The following is a 21,117-nucleotide window of genomic DNA, read 5'->3' as shown; positions in this document are numbered from 1 at the left end:
ATTACCGAAATGCCCGGTTGTAGACCAATAAACAACATGTAAAACCAAAGTAGCTGTTAGAAATTATAAATACCTAACAATTATTATGATCAACTAAATTTTATGATTTGGAATGAAAAGATAGAATGCGCCTCTCGCGATGAGATGGCCGCAGTTCAAAGCGAACGTCTAAAACAAACCGTTCAGCGTATTTACCACAATATACCCAGCTACCGCGCCAAAATGCAGGAAATTGGCATGCTGCCCGGCGATGTACGCTCGGTTGAAGATTTAAAAAGCCTGCCGTTTACCAATAAAACCGACCTGCGCGATAATTACCCTTTCGGAATGTTTACCGTGCCCATGAGTGAAATTGTGCGAGTGCACGCCAGCTCGGGAACTACCGGAAAACCAACCGTTGTTGGTTACACCCGAAACGATCTGAGCATGTGGGCCGAAGTGGTTACCCGCTCGTTGTGTATGTCGGGCGTTACGCGTAACGACATTGTGCAGGTGGCTTATGGTTACGGACTGTTTACCGGAGGTTTGGGATTACACTATGGTACTGAAAACCTTGGAGCAACCGTAATTCCTATTTCGGGTGGAAATACCCAAAAGCAAATTCAGCTGATGCAGGATTTTGGCTCCTCGGTAATTGCATGTACACCGTCGTATGCTTTGTTTTTGGCCGAAGTAATGCAGGAAATGGGTATCGATCCGGAAGAGCTGAAACTACGTGTTGGTATTTTTGGTGCCGAGCCATGGAGCGAAAGCATGCGCAAGGAGATTGAAGCCAAATTAAAATTGAAAGCCATCGATATTTATGGTTTGAGTGAAGTGATCGGTCCCGGAGTTTCCTGCGAGTGCGAGCACCAGGTGGGCATGCACGTTAACGAAGATCATTTTATCCCTGAAATTCTCGATACGGAAACACTTGAGCCCGTTGCGCCTGGCGAAGTGGGAGAGTTGGTATTTTCAACCATTACAAAAGAGGGAATCCCGATTTTGCGTTATCGTACGCGCGATCTTACCCGCTTGATTTACGACAAATGCGAGTGCGGACGCACACTGGTACGCATGGAAAAATGTAAAGGTCGCTCGGATGATATGTTGATTATTCGCGGAGTTAATGTATTCCCGTCTCAAATTGAAAGTGTATTGCTCGAAATGAGCGAAACAGAACCACACTACCTGTTAATTGTGGAGCGCGAAGGTACGCTCGATGTGCTGAAACTGATGGTGGAAGTACAGGAGCAGTTTTTCTCGGATGAAGTGCGCGAACTGGAAAAACTGAAAAAGAAAATTACGCATAATATTCAGAGTACGCTGGGGATTTCAGTAGATGTGAAACTGGTGGAACCAAAAACCATTGAACGTACTGCAGGAAAAGCAAAACGTGTAATCGATAACCGTAAAATCTAAAGTCATGATCATCAAACAAGTATCTGTTTTTTTAGAGAACAAGTCAGGACGATTAAACGAAGTGACAAAAATACTGGCCGATGCCGAAATAAATCTGTCGGCGTTTACCATTGCCGATACTTCTGATTTCGGGATTCTGCGCATGATTGTTTCCGACCCGGATAAAGCATGCGCGGTATTAAAAGAAAACGAGTTTTCGGTAAAAACCACCGATGTTGTTTTGGCCAAAACACCAAATAAACCGGGGAGTTTGAGCAAGCTGCTTGATATTCTGCAAAAAGAAGAGGTGTTTATTGAATACATGTATGCCTTTTCGATGAAAGATGAAGGGGCTGTAACCGTAATTCGCCCAACACGAGTTGAGCGTTGTGTGGAAATGCTGCAAAAACATAAAACCGAATTATTACGGGCTGATGAATTGTATCAGCTGTAATAGCACATTGACAAGAAAATACAAAAGCGGATTTCCGGAAGGAAATTCGCTTTTTTTGTGTTTAGCCGTTTCCAAGCTATAATTCGCAAGATTTTGTTATTTCACGCTGATAACGCAGATTAGCGCTGATTTTCTTTCACCCATTGGGGTGAAAGTTTTTTTCTGCGTAAATCTGCGAGATCTGCGTGACACTTTATTTTACTTACCGAAATATGGTCTGATTCGAGCTAAATTAAAATTCATTGCAACTGAACGAAATCATTATCGTAAATTAGAAGATCAAAAACGATAAAAAAATGGAAGTACTTGGAATTGATTTTGGCGGATCGGGAATTAAAGGAGCAATTGTTGATACAAAAACCGGAGAACTTGTTACAGAACGACACCGTATTGATACACCACAACCTGCAACTCCTGATGCTGTGGCGGAGGTAATGGCAGAGCTTACTGAACATTTTAACTGGAAAGGTAAAGTTGGGGTTGGTGTACCTGCCGTAGTAAAAAACGGTGTGATGCTGACGGCAGCGAACATCGATAACAGTTGGATCGGGCAGGAAGTTAACAAACAATTATCCGAGAAAACAGGCTGCGAAGTTGAGTGTGTAAACGATGCCGATGCTGCCGGAATTGCCGAGATCCATTTTGGTGCCGGAGCCAAGGCAAAAGGCATGGTGTTTTTACTTACTGTAGGAACCGGAATCGGGACCGTTATTTTTATCGATAAACACCTGGTTCCGAATCTGGAGCTGGGCCACCTTGAATTTAAAGGCAAAACCATAGAACGCTATTCAGCTGATTCGGTGCGCAAAAGAAAAGATCTGTCGTGGGAAGAGTGGGGTAAACGTTTTAACAATGCGCTGGATTATTACGACAGGATGTTTAATCCCAACCTATTTATTGTTGGCGGCGGCGTAAGTAAGAAAATGGACAAGTTTGAAGAATACATTAATGTTGATACACCCGTTGTACCTGCCGAAATGGAAAACAACGCCGGAATTATCGGCGCTGCTTTAAATATGGTTTATAAGTAAGATTTGGATCCTTTTGTTCATCTTTATTTGTTGTGTTGGTGCTTCACAATTTTTACTACCCGCCGGTATACAATTTCCATTATACTCCAATGTAGTCCTTGAAAATCGGTGGTATTTACAAATTGAACAACAACCGCGTCGATGTCTTTGTGGTATTTGGCAATGCTCATATAACCCGGCATCAATCCGGTGTGTTCGTAAACGTAAATGGAGGAATAGATTTCCTGCTCGCCATTGTTAAAAACCGTACCGTTGTTTAATGCCCGCAGAAAAATACCAACATCTTCCGCACTGGCAACCATCGAAGTCAGTTTAGTTCCGTAATCACCGGCTTTAATATCTTCTTCTATTCCAACGTAATAACCGCTCATTACATCATCGATGTTTTCCTCGGTTACACCACCAAAAGTGTTTTTCAGCCCAAGCGGATCCAGAATTTCTTTTTTTATCGTCTGAAAAACATCTTCTCCCGTCACTTTTTCAATCAGCATCGAAATCAACAAATAATTGGTGTTCGAGTACCGATACTTGGCATCGGCGGCAAAATCGGCCGGTAAATCAAGCACACGTTCAAGTGCTTCCTGGCTGCTTGATGGTGGTTCTGCCCAAAAGTTTGGTGTATCGGTTAAATTGGGAATTCCGCTTCGGTGCTGCACCATCATTCTCAGTGTAATCTGGTCGGCATTTTCAATTCTTCCTACCAGTTGAGGGAAGTAATCGGCCAGCGTTTTATCCAGCGATAAACGCCCGTCGCTAACCAGTTTGGTTATTGCAACAGCATCGTATAATTTGCTGATACTGGCGATTTTGAATAATGAATGTGGATCGGCCGGAATTTTGTTTTCCCTGTTTTTATATCCTGCAGCATAAAACGCAGGTTCTTTTTCGGCTTCATCAACGTACACAATTATTCCGTCGAAACCATACTTTATACTCTTATCGAGTTGTCCCTGAACGGTATCAGGAAGTGGAGTGAGCATGATTCTGAGTAATAACCATGGCACAAAAAATAGTGATATGGCGGTTCCTGTAAGGAGCATAATTCGTATTATTAATATTGTGTGTTTTTTTTTCATTCTAGCAATTTTATTCTCAGTGAAGTTTCTTATACAGCTTCCTGTAACAGTTTCTTTTCTAATTTGTTGACTTTAGGTTTTAATCCAAACAGTGGGCGTAAAAATCCAATCCTTTTTATCATAAATTCATAGATACCATAGCACGTGACAAAAGTAAATGCGGTTAATGCAACAAATTTAGCCATTGGCGGTAGCTGCGTTGGTAAAATCAGCAGTGAACCTGCATATAACGCAAACATATGAATTATGTACACAGGATAAGCAGCCTGGCTTAAATAACTGAGTGCGGCACTTGGTTTGTTGAGGTATTGATAACCCAGACCGAAGATGCCAAATATCCAGCAGTTTGATTCGATGGCCATGAGGTAAGCCGGCGAATTGGTTTCGAATAGCTGCAAACGAATGATGTATAAAACCACGGCTAAGCCAAGGTAGAGCCATTTCCATTTCGATACGGTTTGCCAAAATTGCTGTCCGCTGTATACAAACAGAAAACCAAAAAAGAAGGCCAGCAAACCGAGAAAAAAGCCATGCCATGTTTCGGCGTAAACAGAAAATATTTGAGGTTTTACAAGCAGCGTTTCAGCAATAAAAAATACTGATAACACTAAAGGTCCAAATGGATTTTTCATTAAAGTAGACAGTGCTTTTCTGAATTTTCCTTCCTTGTTTTTCATCAGGTAAAAAAACAAAGGCGTAAGTACTAACACATAAACAAAGATGTTTCCGAGAAACCACAAATGTCCCATGTGCGGGTAATAACCTAAAGGCAAATTGTAGAACTTCTGAAAAATGATAAAATGGAGAGGCGCAATGGCCAGTGCCCCCAAAATCAATGGAATAAGAATCCGGAGGGTACGTTCGGTTAGTAACTGTGCATAGTTGCGTTTTTGCATGGCAAAATACAAACCCATTCCCGAAACATAGAACAAGAGTGGAATTCGCCAAACGTTAAGCAAGGTCATCGGTTTCCACAAAGTTTCAAGGCTTTCGTTGCTTTTTATAAAGCCCACAAACATGGCCCACGGTTGAAATACAATGGCAATGTGGTAGATCAGTAATAACCCGATTGCCAACACGCGTAACCAATCAATATCGTATCTTCTTTCTGTTTTCATTTTCATTTAACTTTAAACTGATTACTGCAACATCATGGCAACTACAGGGCGGTTTTTTTCCACTTCCTCTAAATCGATGGTTATGCCGAGTGGCCCTAATTGTTGCTGCATCATTTGGTAAATAGGTTTCATTTCGGCAAACGGAGCCAAAACTGATTCGCGTGCCGTTGCGCCGTAATTGTTTTTTAAGGTTTTGTCGGCTTTTGCATCAATAAGCATTTGCACAATTTCCAGGTGGCAGAAAAAGGCGGCAGAATGCAGGGCAGTCGATCCGTCGTTGTTTTTCAGGTTCAGGTCGGCACCGGCATCTATCAATGCTTTTGTAATTTCTTTTCTGCCAAACGACACGGCCGAAATTAAGGGTGTTGAACCACTCATCTGGTCTTTTAAATTAATATCGCTTCCTGCCTCAATGTGTTGTTTTATGGCTTCGATGTTGTTCGACATTATTGCCTCTTGCATGCCGATTTTTGGCTTCTCAACTGTCGATTTTGCTTTTGTACTGTTTTCTGTATTATTACTTCCTGAATTAGCGCACGACGTTAATATTAAAAGTAAAATGAACGAAAAGTTAACTACGGTTTTCATTGAAATTCTTTTTAGTGTCTTCATCTTTTAAAATTTTAATGTTTTTGATTTTGAAAATTGTTTGTACAAAGATGAGCCAATCGCAAACGCTTGATTTAAACCATATGCAGCGATAAGTGTTAAGTTTGAATCGGGTATAAAAACTATGATGCAACAATGCCACATTTGAAGCAAGCGGGCTTTTTTACGTCTGCATTTTCATAAATTTTTCTACTTTCGGGTCAATTAAATTCAGCATGTCGGACACATCAATTTTTGGAGCAGATTTTATCGAAAAAGCAGAAGCGATCATTCTGGAGAATATCGCGAATGAGCAATTTGGCGTTTCCGAACTGGCCGATCTCATGAATATGAGTCGTTCCAGTTTGCTCCGAAAAATAAAAACACATACTCAGCTTTCGGCAAGTCAGTTTATCCGTCAGGTTCGTGTAACAAAAGGCCTGGAACTGCTAAAACTTACCACACTTACGGTAGCCGAAATTTCATTCCAGGTTGGTTTTGGTAACACCTCGTATTTCATTAAATGTTTTCGCGAACAATACGGGTATTCTCCCGGCGAAGTGCGGAAAGGAGTAATACGGGAAGAGAACGAAGATGTTCAGGAAAGTGGTTTCAAAAAATACAAATGGTATGGAATTGGGGCAATGGTTATCGTCGTAATTGTTGTATCGGTTTTACTTCTCAGCAGAAAAAACGAGACTCCGGTTGAATTGGAGAAATCGATTGCCGTGTTGCCTTTTGTAAACGAAAGCAGCGATTCGCTGAACCTGTACTTTGTTAACGGGCTCATGGAATCGACATTAAACAACCTGCAGAAGATTGGCGATTTGCGTGTTGTTAGCCGGACTTCGGTAGCAAAGTATCGCGATACCGATAAAGCTATTCCGGAAATTGCAGATGAATTGAATGTGAATTACCTGGTGGAGGGAAGTGGCCAACGTTTTGGGAACCAGGTTTTGCTGAATATTCAGTTGATTGAAGCCGCCACCGACCGGCCAATTTGGAGCGAACAATACAGCCGTGAAGTGGACGATGTATTTGCGCTTCAGAATGAAGTGGCCCGGAAAATTGCTGATGCTATTAAAGCCGTTGTAACGCCTGACGAAATAAAACAAATAGAGAAAATACCGACAGAAAATTTAGAGGCCTACGACTATTACTTGCAGGCACTTAATTTGTATTATAACCGAACGCAGGAGAATCTGGAGAAGGCGATTTTTTTGTTTGAGAAAGCAATAGACGAGGACGGTGAGTTTGCGCTGGCTTACGCAAATGTGGCTATTTCGTATTACTTTCTCGATGTGAACCAAAAGGAAAAACAATACACTGAGGAAATCAACAATTTTGCTGATAAAGCGCTGCTTTACGACTCACGTTCCGCCGAAAGCCTTATTGCCAAGGCACTTTATTATATGCAGATGGAGGAGTACAATCTGGCTTTGCCACATTTAGAAAAGGCGCTGGAATACAATCCCAACTCATCGGCGGTGGTGCAGATGCTCGCCGATTTGTATGCCCGTGTAATTCCGAACACCGCGAAATACCTCGAGTATGCGCTAAAAGGTATTCAGCTTGATATTGCAGCGAACGATTCTATTGGCAAAAGTTTCATCTATTTGCACTTGAGTAATGCGCTTATTCAAAATGGGTTTGTTGATGAGGCGGCTACTTATATCGAAAAATCGTTGGATTTCAATCCTGAGAATTATTATGCACCGCTGGTGAAAACTTATATTTTGTATGCTAAAGACGGCGATGCAGAGCGGACCAAAAAATTAATGCTTAAGGAGTGGCGCAAGGATACTACCCGGCTGGATCTTTTGCAGGAAGTGGCAAAAGTTTATTTTTACCAGGAACAATATGACAGTGCCTTTTTTTATTTCGAAAAGTTTGTTGAAGCCCGCGACCAATACGGACTGAATATTTATCCGCAGGAGGATATTAAAATTGCCTGGGTATATCAGAAGATGGGTTTGCAGGAACAGGCTTCTAGGTTTCTCGATAATTATAAGGCCTATTGCAATAACGATGAATCGATTTATAAAAGTGCGAGCATGGCGGTAATGTATGCTTATGAGGGGAAATACGAGGAGGCGATCGAACAGCTCAAAATTTTTGCAACACAGGATAATTACCAGTACTGGATTTTAGTTTTCCAGGATATAGATCCGATTTTGAAACCCATGGAAAACAATCCGGAATACCGAAAAACGCTTCAAAAGATAAAAGATCGGTTTTGGAAAAATCATGAGACGATAGAGAAAGTTTTGGTGGATAAGGGACTGATATAAGAAGTTAATAAAACCTTGGTGTAACTCCTGCTTTTTTCCGCAAGTTCTTCAATTGAAATCTGCTCCCAATAAAAAACGACCACATTGAGCGGCCGTTTTATTCGAATTATTCTTTTAGTTTTATTGTAAAACCTTTACTTATCAATATTGCAAGCACAGGACTTTTCCGTCGAGTAATGAAACCAGCACGCGTTGATTATCGATGGGAAGAATGTGGTTTACCAGCGCATTAGACAGTTTGTATTTCCAGGCTATCTGGTGCGTTGTTTTGTTTATGGCGCATACAATTCCTTCTGTTGTAGGCACAAAAACCAGGTTTCCGGCCTCTGTAATCGGTGAGGGAGCAATTTCATATCCCAGCTCTGCGTTGCATTCCCATGCCAGCTTTTGTTCGTTGGCTGAAGTGTAAAAAGCATCAACATTTCCTTCGGTCATATTTTTAATGTAAACCAGTTTGCCGTCGTCTGAAATGCCGATTGATTCGCGGCAGGAGTATTCTTTCGAATGCCAGATTTCCTCTCCAGTTTTAGCTTCGAGAGCGGTCATGTACCGATCAGGGGCTACAATAAATACTTTACCGTTGGCAGCTACCGGCCAAACTGCTGCCGGCGATAACATACGGTTACTGTATTTTTCGCGTTTCCACTCCAGTTTCCCGGTTTTAGCATTGAGGGCATAAAACGTATTTCCCCACGAGCCAAAATAGACCGTACCCTCGTAAACAAGTGGTTTACTTTCCACAAAATTATTCACCTCGTTGAAGGCCCAGTTTAGCTTACCCGATTTTAGGTCGATTGAACGAAATATCCCTTCAGACGATCCGATGTAGACCGAATTTTTGTGAATTACCGGTGAGGCCACAATCGATTTTCCGGTAGCGAAACTCCATTCTTTCTCTCCTGTTTTCAAATCAAGACAGTAGATATTGTTATCGGTTGATGCACAAACCACTTTGTCTTTTGCAATGGCGGGTGTGGAATAGATTTTCCCGTTTGTTTGAAATTGCCAAAGGTATTTGCCCGTGTTTTCATCCAATGCAACAATGGCGCCGGCAGCATTTCCGTATACGGTAATTCCTTTTTCGCTGGCTAATCCTGTTCCAATATCGCTAACATCCTGCAACTCCCAAACCGTGCTTATTTCAGGATAATCCAGGTTGCCCGAATAATCGGGGCGTGGGTAGTCGTTTTCTTTTTCTCTAAACTGATGATTTACCAGTGGTATCCTGCACCATACTTCATGTGTTTTTACTCCCGGAGTGCGTTCGGCGTAGAACATCGTATCTTGTTTGATGGTAACAATATTATATCCTCCAATTTCGTCTTTTGCTCTCAGGTTCGATCGGCTCATTACACCCGGAATTCCTTCAAAATCAAACAATTTGTTGGCGTGTCCGTGACCGAGTAGACTTGCCTGAATGTTGCATGTTTTTAGCCGGTCGATGATTTTGTACCAGTTCGACAGTGAATTGTCGAGCGGGTAGTGGTTAACAAAAATAATGGGTTGCTCAGGATCTTTCATGTTTTGCAAAATCGAATCGAGATAAACGATTTGTTCGTGAGGAACAAGTCCGGGTGCCATTCGCATGTTTGGCCCGCTGGCCGTTCCGATAAACAGGTAACCACCGGCTTCGAACGAAAATTCCTCGCAGCCGAAAATGCGAACAAAACTGTTGTTGCCGCTTTCCGACCATTTTGAATCGTGATTGCCGGGAACAACATACCAGGGTTTATTGAATTTTGACAGGATTGATTTTGCTTCGTTGAGTTCTTCGTCGGAGCCAAATTCGGTTACGTCGCCCGATAAAATAACAAAGTTGATGTCGTCCTGACTGTTAATGTCGTTTACTGTTCGAATGAGGTCTTCTGCTCCCGTACTTCCGCCAACATGGGTGTCGGTAATATGGGCAAAGCACAGTTGCTGCGCCTGTACTAAGGGCACCAACAAAAGAAATAAGCTTGCCAGTATGAGTGTTTTCTTCATCATAAAATTGTTTTCAGTCGTTTAATATAACAAGTATTTTTTACGCATTTCCTTAAAACTGTCGAGATCCGCTTGCCACGACTCGCGAATTTCTTCTTCGCTCAATCCGGCAATAATTTGCTTTCGTAACTGGTCGGAACCTGCCAGTTTATCAAAAAACGGCGTGAAAAAATTCTCCTTGTCATCCGATTTATTGTAAAAATCGATTAGGTATTTTATTTCAAGCTGTTTTATGTTTTGAAGCTCTGCCATTGGCGTTTCCGACAGATCGTAACCGTAGCAGGTTTCGCCTTCAAACTTGGGATGCAATGCCAATACCGGTATCGATTTAGGTATGTACGAAAAGTCTTTTGGTGTGTAATAGGGCGCTCCGAATACCTGAAAAGGTGTATCAGTTCCCCGGCCTTCGTTTACATCGGCCCCTTCGAACAAACAAATGGATGGGTACAGGTAAACCGATTTCATATCGGCCAGGTTAGGCGAGGGAAGTACCGGCAGCTGGTATTTGGTTTCGTGAGTGTAGTTTTCCATTTTAACCACTTCCAAATCGCATTGAATGCCGTCTTTTAGCCAGCCTTCGCTGTTCACCATTTTAGCATATTCGCCAACCGTCATTCCGTGGATAACCGGAATTGGGTATAAGCCTATTCCGCTTTCAAACCCCGGCTTTAACACCGGTCCATCAACATAATATCCAAGTGGATTCGGACGATCGAGAACGATAACTTTTATACCATTTTCGGCCGACGCTTCCATTACCCTGGTCATTGTATTGATATAAGTAAAGAAGCGAACACCAACATCCTGCATATCAAAGATCATTACGTCGATACCTTCGAGCATTTCCGGCGTAGGTTTGCGGTACTTACCATACAACGAGTACACCGGAATTCCTGTTTCAGGATCAGTAGTTCCATCAACATGCTCTCCGCGTTCAACATTGCCTTTGTACCCGTGTTCAGGCGCATAAATACCTTTTATGGCAACCCCCTTGTTAAAGAGATAATCGATAAGATGAACCGAATCAATAACAGAGGTTTGATTGACAACCAAGCCAACGTTTTTGTTCTCGAGCTGCGGGAGATACGAATCTGTGAGCCCGGTACCAACAACGACCTCTTGTGGCGAAGTTTGTGTTGTAGTTCCGCAACCTGTAAAAAGGATGTACGCCAGAAGAATTATACCTGATATTACATGCTGTTTCATTCCTGATAATTTTTGTTCATTAAAAAAAAAAGAGGCTGCGATAACAAGTAAGGCAGCCTCTTTGTGTATTAATTCCAGGCTTATATTTCTAGTTCCATCCTGGTGTTTGACTTAATGTGTAGCCTTTGTCAGTGTATTCACTGATTTGTGCATTTCCTACAGGAGCAAGATATACACGATCAGTAAATTCGTCGCGTTCGGCAATACTTTCAGGAACAAAATAACCAACCATTTCAGCGGCGTTTGTACCATCATAGGTAACAATTGTTCCATTTTCGTTTTCAACTCTTAAAACGCCTTCTTTTTCGGCAACCAGCCATTCCGGGAATTCTGACTGGAAATCAATCCATAATCCACGCATGATATCCGGATTCTCAGAAGCTCGCATGTAATCGATTTTATTCCAGCGTTTGATGTCGAGCAGGCGAGAGTGTTCGTATACAAATTCCATACGTCGTTCGCGTCTGATCTCCCAGATTAATGCAGGAACATCTGCATCACGGGCAGGATCGTCAGGCAATGCGCTCAGCAATAGCGGCGCTGTTTTTGTAATACCTTTTTCAATCGCTACATCATCCAATGGGCGTTCACGAATCGCATTAATAGAAGCATCAATATCGGCTTGTGTAACTGCTGCGCCACCCATAGTTGCCAGTTCGGCTTTTGCTTCAACCCAGTTTAAAACAACCTCTGCCAAACGCATTATTGGAGCATCGTTGGTATTGGTGTTTGAACCGTACATTGGAGGATAACCTGAACCATAGTAAGTTGGGCCAACTCTGTCGATAAATTTATCGGCATACAACAAAGTAGCTGATTCTTTCTTTGGAGTATCCCAGAAAGTGGCTTCAAAACGTGGGTCGCGGGTGGCAACCATATTTTGAATATCCAGTTTGTCAGCATTTTCAACCGACGAAAGCTGGTAAGGTTTCGCATCGGTACAAATAAATGCTTTAGCCAATGCAAGGTTCGCTGCGGTACCTTGTCCTTCTGTTATATTTGAATAAGAAGCAACAGTATGTGTTACACCCAGTGCTGCATCGTAGTGGCGGTACATAATAACTTCGGGGTTTCCGGCCAAATCCTGAGAACCGAAAAGCGAGCGGAAATCACTGGAAAACGAGTATTTACCCGATTCCATTACGATAGCTGCTGCATCAACAGCCATTTGTAAATATTTGCTTGCTTTATCCGTGTTGTTCAGGTGGTATTTTTGCCAGGTTCCTTCAAACAACATAAAGCGCGAAATAAATCCGGCAGCCGTATAGCGGTTAAGATACTGCGCATCGCCATCCGATAATCTCATGTTGGCCAAAACGTATTCAAAGTCTTCGTAAACCTTGTCCATTACCTCGGTGCGGTCGTCGCGGTCTTTGTACAAAACATCCAGTTCAGTGTCTTCAATAACGCTTCCGTAATAAGGAACGTCGCCAAACACACTTACAAGACGGCTGTACTCGTAACCTCTGAAAAAGCGGGCAACTGCTTTCCAGTGATTTTGTGCATCTTCGGTAAGAATTCCGGCATCCATATTTTCAATTCTTTCTAAAAACAGGTTCGATTTTCTTACCCACGAAAAGTTCCAGCTAGGGCCCGCATAAGTTGTCATCATACTTGGTGTAGAACTAGTGCTGGCTCTCGACGATGGAGCTTGTGTTTCAAAACCTCCCTGCTTTCCGCGAGAAGTAAAATCATCAGAGAAATAGTAACTGCGAAGTGGGGTGTACGACGAACTCCACGATGAGTTATATCCAACAAAGTAATTTTCGTAAAAACCATTGGCAAACAAACGAAGGTTGTTTTCCGAGGTCCAGTAGGTCTCGTCGTTCATTTCGGTAAGCGACGGTCTGTCAAGAAAATCGTCGCAGCTGGTAAATGCCAGTAAGACCAGTGTTATTAATATTAAACTATATTTTTTCATGATTGTGTCGATTTTAGAAATTTAACTGAAGACCAATTGACGCACTTTTAAAGGTTGGTGTTCCAATACCTGTACGACTTAAGTTATAGTTGCTGCTGTTCCACATGGAGTAACCTGCAATCTCTTCCGGGTCGATTGGCAGGTCGCGCAAATTGTCGAAAGTCAGGAAGTTTTCGAGTGATACATAAACACGCAGGCTGCTCAGGCTGGCTTTTTCAACAAGCTGAGCCGGCAGGGTATAACCAAAAGTGATGTTTTTAATTCTCAGGTACGACATATCAAGCAGGTAGCGTGATTGACTTACCAGGTTGAGCTTATTATTACTGTTAGCTAAATTGTATGGGCGTGGGTAGAAGGCATCAGTGCGGTCTTCTCTCCAGAAATCAGTGGCCATCGCTTCAGGCATTGCACCGTCTGAGGCGTTAAATCCGGGAATAGCAAAGAATCCGTTACCCCAAACATCGCGTTTGCCAACTCCTTGAAGAAATACAGAGAAGTCGAAACCTTTATAGTCGGTATTAATTCTGAAACTGTATTCGTAGCGAGGAGTGCTGTTACCGATTTTCTTCAAATCGCCATGGTCATCCAAAAGACGGCTTCCATCGTTAATAACTCCGTCGCCATTCAGGTCTTTGAATTTCACATCGCCGGGGCCAAACATAAAGTTACCCGACTGCAGGTATCCTTGTGTTGGTGCATTTGGATCAGCAAGCTGGTAAACGTTTCTGTCGTCAGATGATGTTACAGTTACCAATTCGCCATTTTCGTAAACAAAGTCGTCAGCCTGGTACAAACGGTCTGTTTCATAACCCCAGATTTCGCCGTATGTTTTTCCTACGTACCAGCTGTCAACAACTTGTGTCGATCCGTACTTGGTAATTTTGGTTTTTGCATCGGCTACTGTTGCCACAACATTTAATCCTAAACCATTGCGGAAACGGTGATTGTAGTCTAATTGCAATTCAAATCCGTTGGTACGCAACGAACCAAAGTTGCCTTTTGGTGCCGATGTTCCGTAGGTAGTTGGAAGTCCTTCCTGAGGTACAATCATGTTTTCGGTATCGCGCTGGTACCAGTCGAATGAAACTCCCAGTTTGTTATCGATAAAACGTGCATCGAAACCTAAGTCGAGTGTAGTGATATCTTGCCAGGTAATGGCAGCTGCTACCGAAGCGGGAGTTCCGAAATCATAAAGTTTTGAACCGCCAATAATCCAGTTGTTGTATCCACCCGACATAGTTGGAATGTACAATGAATTGTTAACAGTTTGGTCGCCAATTGTACCCCACGATCCGCGCAATTTTAACGAACTAAGCACCGGCTGCAAATTTTTCATCCATTCTTCTTCGCTAACACGCCATCCGGCAGAGAAAGAAGGGAACCAACGCCACTGAAGATCGGTAGGGAATTTTGAAGTACCATCGTAACGCAGGTTAGCTTCCAAAAGGTATTTGTCTTTCAGGCTATAGTTGATACGGCCAAAAAATCCAAGTTGCGACTCCCAGGCTTCGCTTCCGCCGGCTGTTTGAGTACCGGTGGCTAAATCGAACTGAGGGTTGTTATAATCGATCAGTTCCGTTTTTTGCGACCAGTTTGAAGCAACGTCGTAAGCTACGCGGTTCATACCGGCCATAAAATTAAACTTATGTATTTCGTCTAAAGTAAGATCGTAAGTGGTATTTAAATTAATTGTTGACCACTTTTTGTTTTGAGCAATACGATAAATACGGTCGGGGTTAGCACCAACTCCGGTGTATGTTAGTAAGTTCAATTCGTAGGCTTCCATAGCACCATCGGCAGTCGAAGCCACTTGCTCGCCGGCATTGTTTACATAGATACGACTGCCGCTTTCGTCGTATTTTGGCAATGCCGAACTCCAACTGTTACGCGCAGTATAACGTGTTCCCGGGCGCCTGTTAATATACTCCTGGTTGGCATAAGTATAATCAAAGTTAATATTCCAGTCGTCAACCGGAGTAATAACAAAACCACCGTTCATGCTGGTGTAGTTGGTTTCCTGGAATGCAGTGTTAGCCTGTGCAACTTCCGAAACAGGACTTCTGATCGGGTCTCCCTCTTCGGTTGTTAACGGGTAAATAGGGCTCCATCGGTAAAGGTACAACCATGGGTCGGCAGCGGTAGAAGCCGTTGCATACGGATATCTTTTCACGCGTTTTGAGAAAATCGAACCTCCATGAACTTTCAACCAGCTGTTCACTTCAGTTCCAACTTTTATCGAACCGTTGTAACGTTTAAAATTATCTTCTTTGGCTGTTTTCATCATCCCATTTTGGTCGAGATAACCAAAGCCAATATTAAAGTCGGTTTTGCCTGTTTTTCCGTTAACCGAAAGGTTATGCTGTTGACTTGGTGTCCATTCTTCGATCATATAATCGTAAGGATCATAAGTACGCAAACCCAGTTTGTAACCGTTGGCATCAACATACCAGTCGCGTCCGTAAAGCATTGGGTCGCCTGGTTTTACAACATCGCCCCATTGTTCTTCCCACTGTGCTGCTCTCTCGTAGCTGTCGCGGGTAACTTTCCAGAAAGCGCCGGTAGCTGTTGCACCAACTCTTTCGGCTGCCAAAATTGAATACTCCAACGCTTCAACTCCACCCATTTCAATTTTTTTCGAAATGTTCTGGAACGAAAGGTTTGCAGAGTAAGAGATATTTACGCTTTCGGTTGAGGCTCCTTTTTTTGTGGTAATAAGGATAACTCCAAAAGCACCTTTTGCTCCGTAAATCGATGCTGATGCAGCATCTTTCAGAACAGAAATAGAAGCAATGTCGTCGGGATTAACCAGCTGGATAGAAGGTATCTCAACGTTGTCGAGCAAGATCAGAGGAGCGGTACCTCCTTCAAACGAAGCCAGCTGACCACGAATTTTCAAAATGGGGTCGGAGCCAACTTCTCCACTCGGTACAACAACGTTCAAACCCGGGGTTAGACCTTGCAGACCACGACCCACGTCGGGTATTGGTCTTGCTTCCAGTTCTTTGGTGTTAACCGATGCAACGGCACCTGTTAAGTTGGTTTTTTTCTGGATTCCGTAACCCACAACAACAACCTCGTCCAATTCTTCCGACGAAGGTTTTAGCGAGAAATTGTAAGTTGATGCATCACCAACTACAACCTCCTGTGGTTCCATACCAATAAAACTAACCTTTATGGTGGCGTTAGCACTGACGGTAATTTGGTACTGCCCGTCAATATTAGTAACAACACCATTGGTGGTTCCTTTTTCAAGGACCGAGACACCAGGTAGTGGTTCATTTGTCGACTCTTCCCGTATTACACCGGAAATCTGACGTTTCTGCGCAAAAACCATAATGCCCATGCACAGAAAAAGAATAAATAATAAGCCTTTCTTCATGATAGATAAGGATTTTGAATTTAAATTAAATTAATGTTTGTCTTCATAATTTTTACTTTCATCGCGTATAACTCAATATTTTGTAAATCAGCATATTCGTGTTTGTTTGATTGATTATTGCCGTGTAGTTGGTTTTGTGTTACTTACTTTCAATTTCATCATAAAACACCTGTAAAATGTTGGTCCTTACATTCAGTTTTCCAAGCATATTCCCTTCGCGGGTTGGGTAAACACGATTGCTTAGAAAGATGTAAACCAGGTTATAAGTAGGATCGGCCCATACCAATGTTCCGGTAAAACCGAAATGCCCGAAACTTTCAGGGCTCGCTCCCGGACAAGGATAAGTCTGTTCCGGGCTAAGTTCGTTGTTGTTCAGCAGTGGTTTGTCAAACCCCAATCCCCGGCGGTTGTTATTTTCCGGAAACTGAACACGTGTAAATTCTTTCATGGTTGTCGGATTCAAATATTGCTCACCGCCGTAGCTACCCATTTGCAGGTACATCTGAATTAGTTTCGCCAGATCGTTGGCATTGGCAAAAAGGCCGGCATTTCCTGCCACGCCACCAAAAACGGCAGCAGCTTCGTCGTGTACCGTACCCTGAACCTGCTGTTTCCGGTAGTACGAATCGTATTCTGTAGGAACAATGCGGCTTTTAGGGAATTTGGTTAAGGGATTGTAGGTAATAGTATGGGCGCCAAGCGAGTGGTAATAATTGGCATCTAAAAAATCAGTGTAAGTCTGTCCTGAGAGGTTTTCGGTGATTTGCGGAATAAGGAGAAATGATAAGCCGCTGTACACATATTTGCCCGGAGGATTCAACTTTGATTTCCGGATATCTTTGTAGATCTTTTTCTTAAAATTGTTCTTTAGAAACAGATTCGGAGCAACTTCCAGCTGATAATCCTCTGTTTTTTGAACGGAATACCAACGGTTTTTTAGCTGCCCGTCTTTTGCTGTTTCCGACCAGTAATTAATGTAGGGAATCAGTCCGGCCTGATGTGCGAGAATTTCGCGCCAGCCCAAATCTTCTTTAACCGACGAATGAAACAAACGTTTTTCCCAGTCGGGCCAGTAAGCTGAGAATTTATCGTTTATATTGATTTTTCCTTCGTCGGTAAGTTTAAGTACGGCGGCCAATGCACCCGTTACTTTGGTTACCGAAGCCAGGTCGTACAAATCGTTTTCCGAAACCGGAATTCGTTCGTCGTAGGTATGATAACCATAGGTTTTTCGGAATACTATTTTACCATCTTTTGCCGCCAGAACGCTGCAGCCCGGTGTTGCCCGTTTTGCAATGGCATCGCTAACAAGTGAATCTATCCGATGATTCAAACGTGTGCTGTTCATTCCAACTTCTTCAGGAATGGTGTATTTTAAACGAACGGCCTTGCTGATGTTGAGCCCGTCGCCAATTTTGTAGTAGTTGCCAAGCGTAACCGGAAGTTTACCCGATGCACCGATACCACCAAAAATTTGTTGTGCGGCTAATTCCTGAACCAGCGAATCTTTTTGATAAGCCATGATCAGGCCGGCCGGAGGAGTGAAATCACGCACTTCGGTTAAAGCATATGGACTGGAAAAAAATACAACGATCGACTTTTTATTATTCGACAAATAGTGCAGTAGATTTTCGGTCTCGTTGGTTAAGCTATAAGGTCTTTGAGCCCTTGCCTTTTGCAGGCTGCCCACCTGCATCGACCGTCTGGTTTTGCTTTCGTACAAATGCAGGCCGGTAATTACCAGGTTATAATCCTTAAGTTTTGTTTTTATTGCGTTTAGTTCCTCTTCCGAAAACTGCTCAGGAAGGAAAAAGTTATCAGTTTTTGTGTACTTCGAAAGCATCGATTGGAAAGGAGTTGTTGTTGTTTCACCAACAGTCAGGCAGGCGACTTTTAAGGTATCGAGGCCTTTTAGCGGAATGATATCGTTGTGGTTTTCGAGAAGTGTTAAGGAGGCCTCAATCAGTTTCCTTTTTACCAGTTCGGCCTGAGGGGTGTTTAATTCCTCCATGAGATTAATGCGCGAAACCGGAGCTAGCTTGTTTAAACCTGCATCGTATTTTGCAGCCAGTACTTTCCGGCATTTAAAATCTATTTCTTCTTGCGATAATAGCCCCGATTCAATTGCTTTTTTGATTCCGGCGATTGTCAGTTCCACATCTTTCGGAAATTCAATCACATCGTTACCGGCTTTTAGCGCCAGCGCTTCAATTTCGCCCGGTGCTCCAAAACTTTTAGCACCGGCCATATTCATGGCATCGCTAACTACCAGCCCCTGGTAATTCCACTCGTCGCGAAGAATTTCGTTTAGAATTTTTGTCGACAGACTGGATGGAATTCCTTTTGTACTGTCCAACTGCGGAACATTCAAATGGGCACTCATCACACCGGCAACGCCTTTTTTAGTCAATTCTTTAAACGGGTACAGCTCAACCGAATCCAGTCGTTCACGCGAATACGGAACCAGCGGAAGAGTAAGGTGCGAGTCAGTTTGTGTATCTCCATGTCCGGGGAAATGTTTGGCAATGGCCAGGATATTATTTTCCTGTAAGCCTTGCATATAAGCGATACCACAGGCTGCAACTTGTTTGGGTGATTCGCCAAACGAACGCATCCCGATAATTGGATTTAGTGGCTGGGTGTTTATATCGACAACGGGGCCAAGGCTAATCTGAACGCCCAAACGTTTCATCTGTTTGGCCATTTCGGTGGTGGCCTGTTTAATCAATTCCGGATTGTGCGAGGCACCCATCATCATATTGTATGGAAAAGGCATTACGCCGGGAAGTCGCATTCCGGCTCCCCACTCAGCGTCCATGGCTACAAAGAGCGGCGTTTGCGCCGATGCCTGATAAAAATTTGTTAGCTCGACTTGTTTCACCGGATCGCCGGTAAAAAAAATCACACCTCCGAGATTGTATTCTTTAATCAGCTCGGCTACTTTTAGCTGACCGGCTATGTTTTTATCAGCCGCGGTGTTTACCCATATTAACTGAGCTATGCGCTGCTCGGCCGATAAAGATTGAAATACAGAATCTACCCAATGTTTTTTGTCGGTTTCAGTGAGCTGTGTTTGTGCCATAGCTGTTCCCCGGAAAGCAATGAGAATAAGGAGTAGTAAAGCTATTTGTTTGATGTTCCAGATCATTTCTGTATGCTGTTAAAAAATAGAATTTATGACGGTTTAAACTTTTATAAATATTTTCTTTTGGTAGAGGATTCGGGCAATCAGCCAGAAAAAGGCAACATGCGTGAGTGCAAACAGTAGCGAGCCGTTTAGCGGTCCTGCCAGTGGTTCAAATACCTGATGATAGAGCCAGCTGTATCCGTTGGTTATTTGTTCCTCGCTATTCGTGAATTTAATTACTCGTGTAAGGGTATTGGCCCATAAGCCCGAAAGAGCAAAAATGAACAATGGATTCATTCCGAAAACCGCAAAAAAGGATGTCCATTTTTTGTAGGATTTTATGTCGATGATCCAAATGAGTGCTGCCAGCACAACCGAAGCCCAGCCTGCAGTATATAACACATAGGAGCTTGTCCAAAGTGGTTTGTTGATAGGGAAAACCAATCCCCACACTAACCCTGCAGCAATACCTGCCAGCCCGCCAAGAAAAAGCCAACGCGGGATTTTTGTCTCTTCAGTTTTATGGATGAAGGCACCCGCCATATAACCCAGTAATGCTGTTACAATTGCCGGAATGGTGCTTAACAGGCCTTCAGGATCGAACGGAATGCCAAAACCATGATACATGTGGTTTTCGCCGAGAATTGCCCGATCGAAAGCTATTGTTGCATTGCCTTCCAAACTAAAAGGAGCCTCTTTCCCAAAGTAATAAAGGATGGCCCAATACAATAAAAGAATAGCGCCGGAAATATAGGGCAACCACGATTTTTTAGCTGATAGTACGATTAATGATGTTATTCCGTAAACAATGGCTATACGTTGAAGAACACCCAGTATTCTTAGTTTTGAGAAATCTTTGGCCCATTGCGGAAATGAATTGAGAAATAAACCGATGGCAAAAATTAAAATTGTTCGTTTTGCCAGCCGTTTAAACGATTCGTGATTTAAGGTATTTCCGTACTTTGAAAATGAAAAGTACATGGAAACTCCGACAATAAAAAGGAAAAAAGGAAAAACGAGATCGGTAGGTGAACACCCGTTCCACGCCGAGTGTTTAAGTGGTTGATAGATGTATGACCAACTGCCGGGATTGTTAACCGTAATCATTGCTACTATGGTTAAACCGCGCAGAACATCAAGAGCCAGATACCTTTTTGCTGTTTTCATCAATCGTTTTTAGGAACCAGGTTTGTCAACTTTCTTCTGTTTTTCAAAAGAAGGTCTTCAAATATAAGGTATTTTTGTAATATGTATGACAAAAAATCAAAAAATTACAATATTGTATTTAATTTACAAAAAGATGTAATTGTTATTTATTGGTGTCATTGTGTTATTAAATTACTTCTATGCAAGTCGAAATGGCTGCTGTGTGGCGAAGCTAAAGTGGTTGTATTTTGATTTTCAGGCCGGATTTAACAATTTGTTTTAGTGTATAATATAATATGTAATACAAATATGGATATTTTGTTTTGATGTGTGGTATGACGGCTTTGATTTTCAGTACATATAAGTCAGTATCTGGTTTTAATATTGACCTGAATTCAAAATGAACCTTATTTTAGT

At 42.6% G+C, this 21,117-nt stretch carries 13 protein-coding genes; 4 read left to right on the top strand and 9 right to left on the bottom strand.

Going from position 1 to position 21,117, the window contains the following annotated elements:
• Positions 1-102: 102 nt before the first annotated feature.
• The 3 genes from LH29_RS10845 to ppgK all read left to right on the top strand — a co-directional run bounded on the left by LH29_RS10845 (position 103) and on the right by ppgK (position 2,865).
• Positions 103-1,401, top strand: coding sequence for a phenylacetate--CoA ligase family protein (locus tag LH29_RS10845; protein ID WP_045029530.1), 1,299 nt, complete (start codon positions 103-105; stop codon positions 1,399-1,401).
• A 4-nt stretch (positions 1,402-1,405) separates the two neighbouring features.
• A complete protein-coding gene (locus LH29_RS10840; protein ID WP_045029528.1) occupies positions 1,406-1,834 on the top strand; it encodes an ACT domain-containing protein in 429 nt (142 codons plus the stop codon).
• 296 nt (positions 1,835-2,130) lie between these two features.
• Positions 2,131-2,865: a polyphosphate--glucose phosphotransferase gene (ppgK, locus tag LH29_RS10835; protein WP_045029525.1), complete on the top strand. Its 735-nt coding sequence runs from the start codon at positions 2,131-2,133 to the stop codon at positions 2,863-2,865.
• A 23-nt stretch (positions 2,866-2,888) separates the two neighbouring features.
• Here ppgK and LH29_RS10830 read toward each other — a convergent pair whose 3' ends face one another.
• From LH29_RS10830 to LH29_RS10820, 3 genes are read right to left on the bottom strand one after another with little or no spacing between them, the layout of a single operon-like run.
• Complete coding sequence (locus LH29_RS10830) at positions 2,889-3,941, bottom strand: serine hydrolase domain-containing protein (RefSeq protein ID WP_045029523.1); 1,053 nt, start codon at positions 3,939-3,941, stop codon at positions 2,889-2,891.
• A 29-nt stretch (positions 3,942-3,970) separates the two neighbouring features.
• Positions 3,971-5,059 carry an acyltransferase family protein gene (locus LH29_RS10825; RefSeq protein ID WP_045030211.1) on the bottom strand — a complete coding sequence of 363 codons (1,089 nt, stop codon included), beginning with the start codon at positions 5,057-5,059 and terminating at the stop codon, positions 3,971-3,973.
• A gap of 21 nt (positions 5,060-5,080) precedes the next feature.
• On the bottom strand, positions 5,081-5,671 hold the full coding sequence (locus tag LH29_RS10820) for an ankyrin repeat domain-containing protein (protein WP_045029520.1): 591 nt from the start codon (positions 5,669-5,671) through the stop codon (positions 5,081-5,083).
• A gap of 212 nt (positions 5,672-5,883) precedes the next feature.
• Here LH29_RS10820 and LH29_RS10815 point away from each other — a divergent pair, with 212 nt between their 5' ends.
• The gene (locus tag LH29_RS10815; protein ID WP_045029517.1) at positions 5,884-7,938 is read left to right on the top strand and encodes a helix-turn-helix domain-containing protein; all 2,055 of its coding nucleotides are present in this window, start codon (positions 5,884-5,886) and stop codon (positions 7,936-7,938) included.
• Positions 7,939-8,079: 141 nt separating this feature from the next.
• On the opposite strand, the gene LH29_RS10810 is transcribed toward LH29_RS10815, so the two are convergent.
• The 6 genes from LH29_RS10810 to LH29_RS10785 form a co-directional block, all read right to left on the bottom strand.
• Positions 8,080-9,924, bottom strand: coding sequence for an outer membrane protein assembly factor BamB family protein (locus tag LH29_RS10810; protein ID WP_198152428.1), 1,845 nt, complete (start codon positions 9,922-9,924; stop codon positions 8,080-8,082).
• 18 nt (positions 9,925-9,942) lie between these two features.
• Positions 9,943-11,127 (bottom strand): exo-beta-N-acetylmuramidase NamZ family protein, encoded by a 1,185-nt coding sequence (locus LH29_RS10805; protein WP_082063590.1) that lies wholly within the window; start codon positions 11,125-11,127, stop codon positions 9,943-9,945.
• A gap of 88 nt (positions 11,128-11,215) precedes the next feature.
• Positions 11,216-13,048 carry a RagB/SusD family nutrient uptake outer membrane protein gene (locus LH29_RS10800; RefSeq protein ID WP_045029513.1) on the bottom strand — a complete coding sequence of 611 codons (1,833 nt, stop codon included), beginning with the start codon at positions 13,046-13,048 and terminating at the stop codon, positions 11,216-11,218.
• A gap of 13 nt (positions 13,049-13,061) precedes the next feature.
• Positions 13,062-16,427 carry a SusC/RagA family TonB-linked outer membrane protein gene (locus tag LH29_RS10795; protein WP_045029510.1) on the bottom strand — a complete coding sequence of 1,122 codons (3,366 nt, stop codon included), beginning with the start codon at positions 16,425-16,427 and terminating at the stop codon, positions 13,062-13,064.
• A gap of 139 nt (positions 16,428-16,566) precedes the next feature.
• Positions 16,567-19,575, bottom strand: coding sequence for a glycoside hydrolase family 3 N-terminal domain-containing protein (locus LH29_RS10790; protein ID WP_045029508.1), 3,009 nt, complete (start codon positions 19,573-19,575; stop codon positions 16,567-16,569).
• Positions 19,576-19,611: 36 nt separating this feature from the next.
• Entirely contained in the window at positions 19,612-20,721 is a 1,110-nt protein-coding gene (locus LH29_RS10785; RefSeq protein WP_045029505.1) for an acyltransferase family protein, read from the bottom strand.
• Positions 20,722-21,117 lie beyond the last annotated feature (396 nt).

It is taken from the genome of Draconibacterium sediminis (genome assembly GCF_000949475.1).
In the GTDB taxonomy this organism is placed as follows: Bacteria; Bacteroidota; Bacteroidia; order Bacteroidales; family Prolixibacteraceae; genus Draconibacterium; species Draconibacterium sediminis.
The sequence above is the reverse complement of the archived record's forward strand: the minus strand, read 5'-3'. Positions and strand labels throughout refer to the sequence as shown.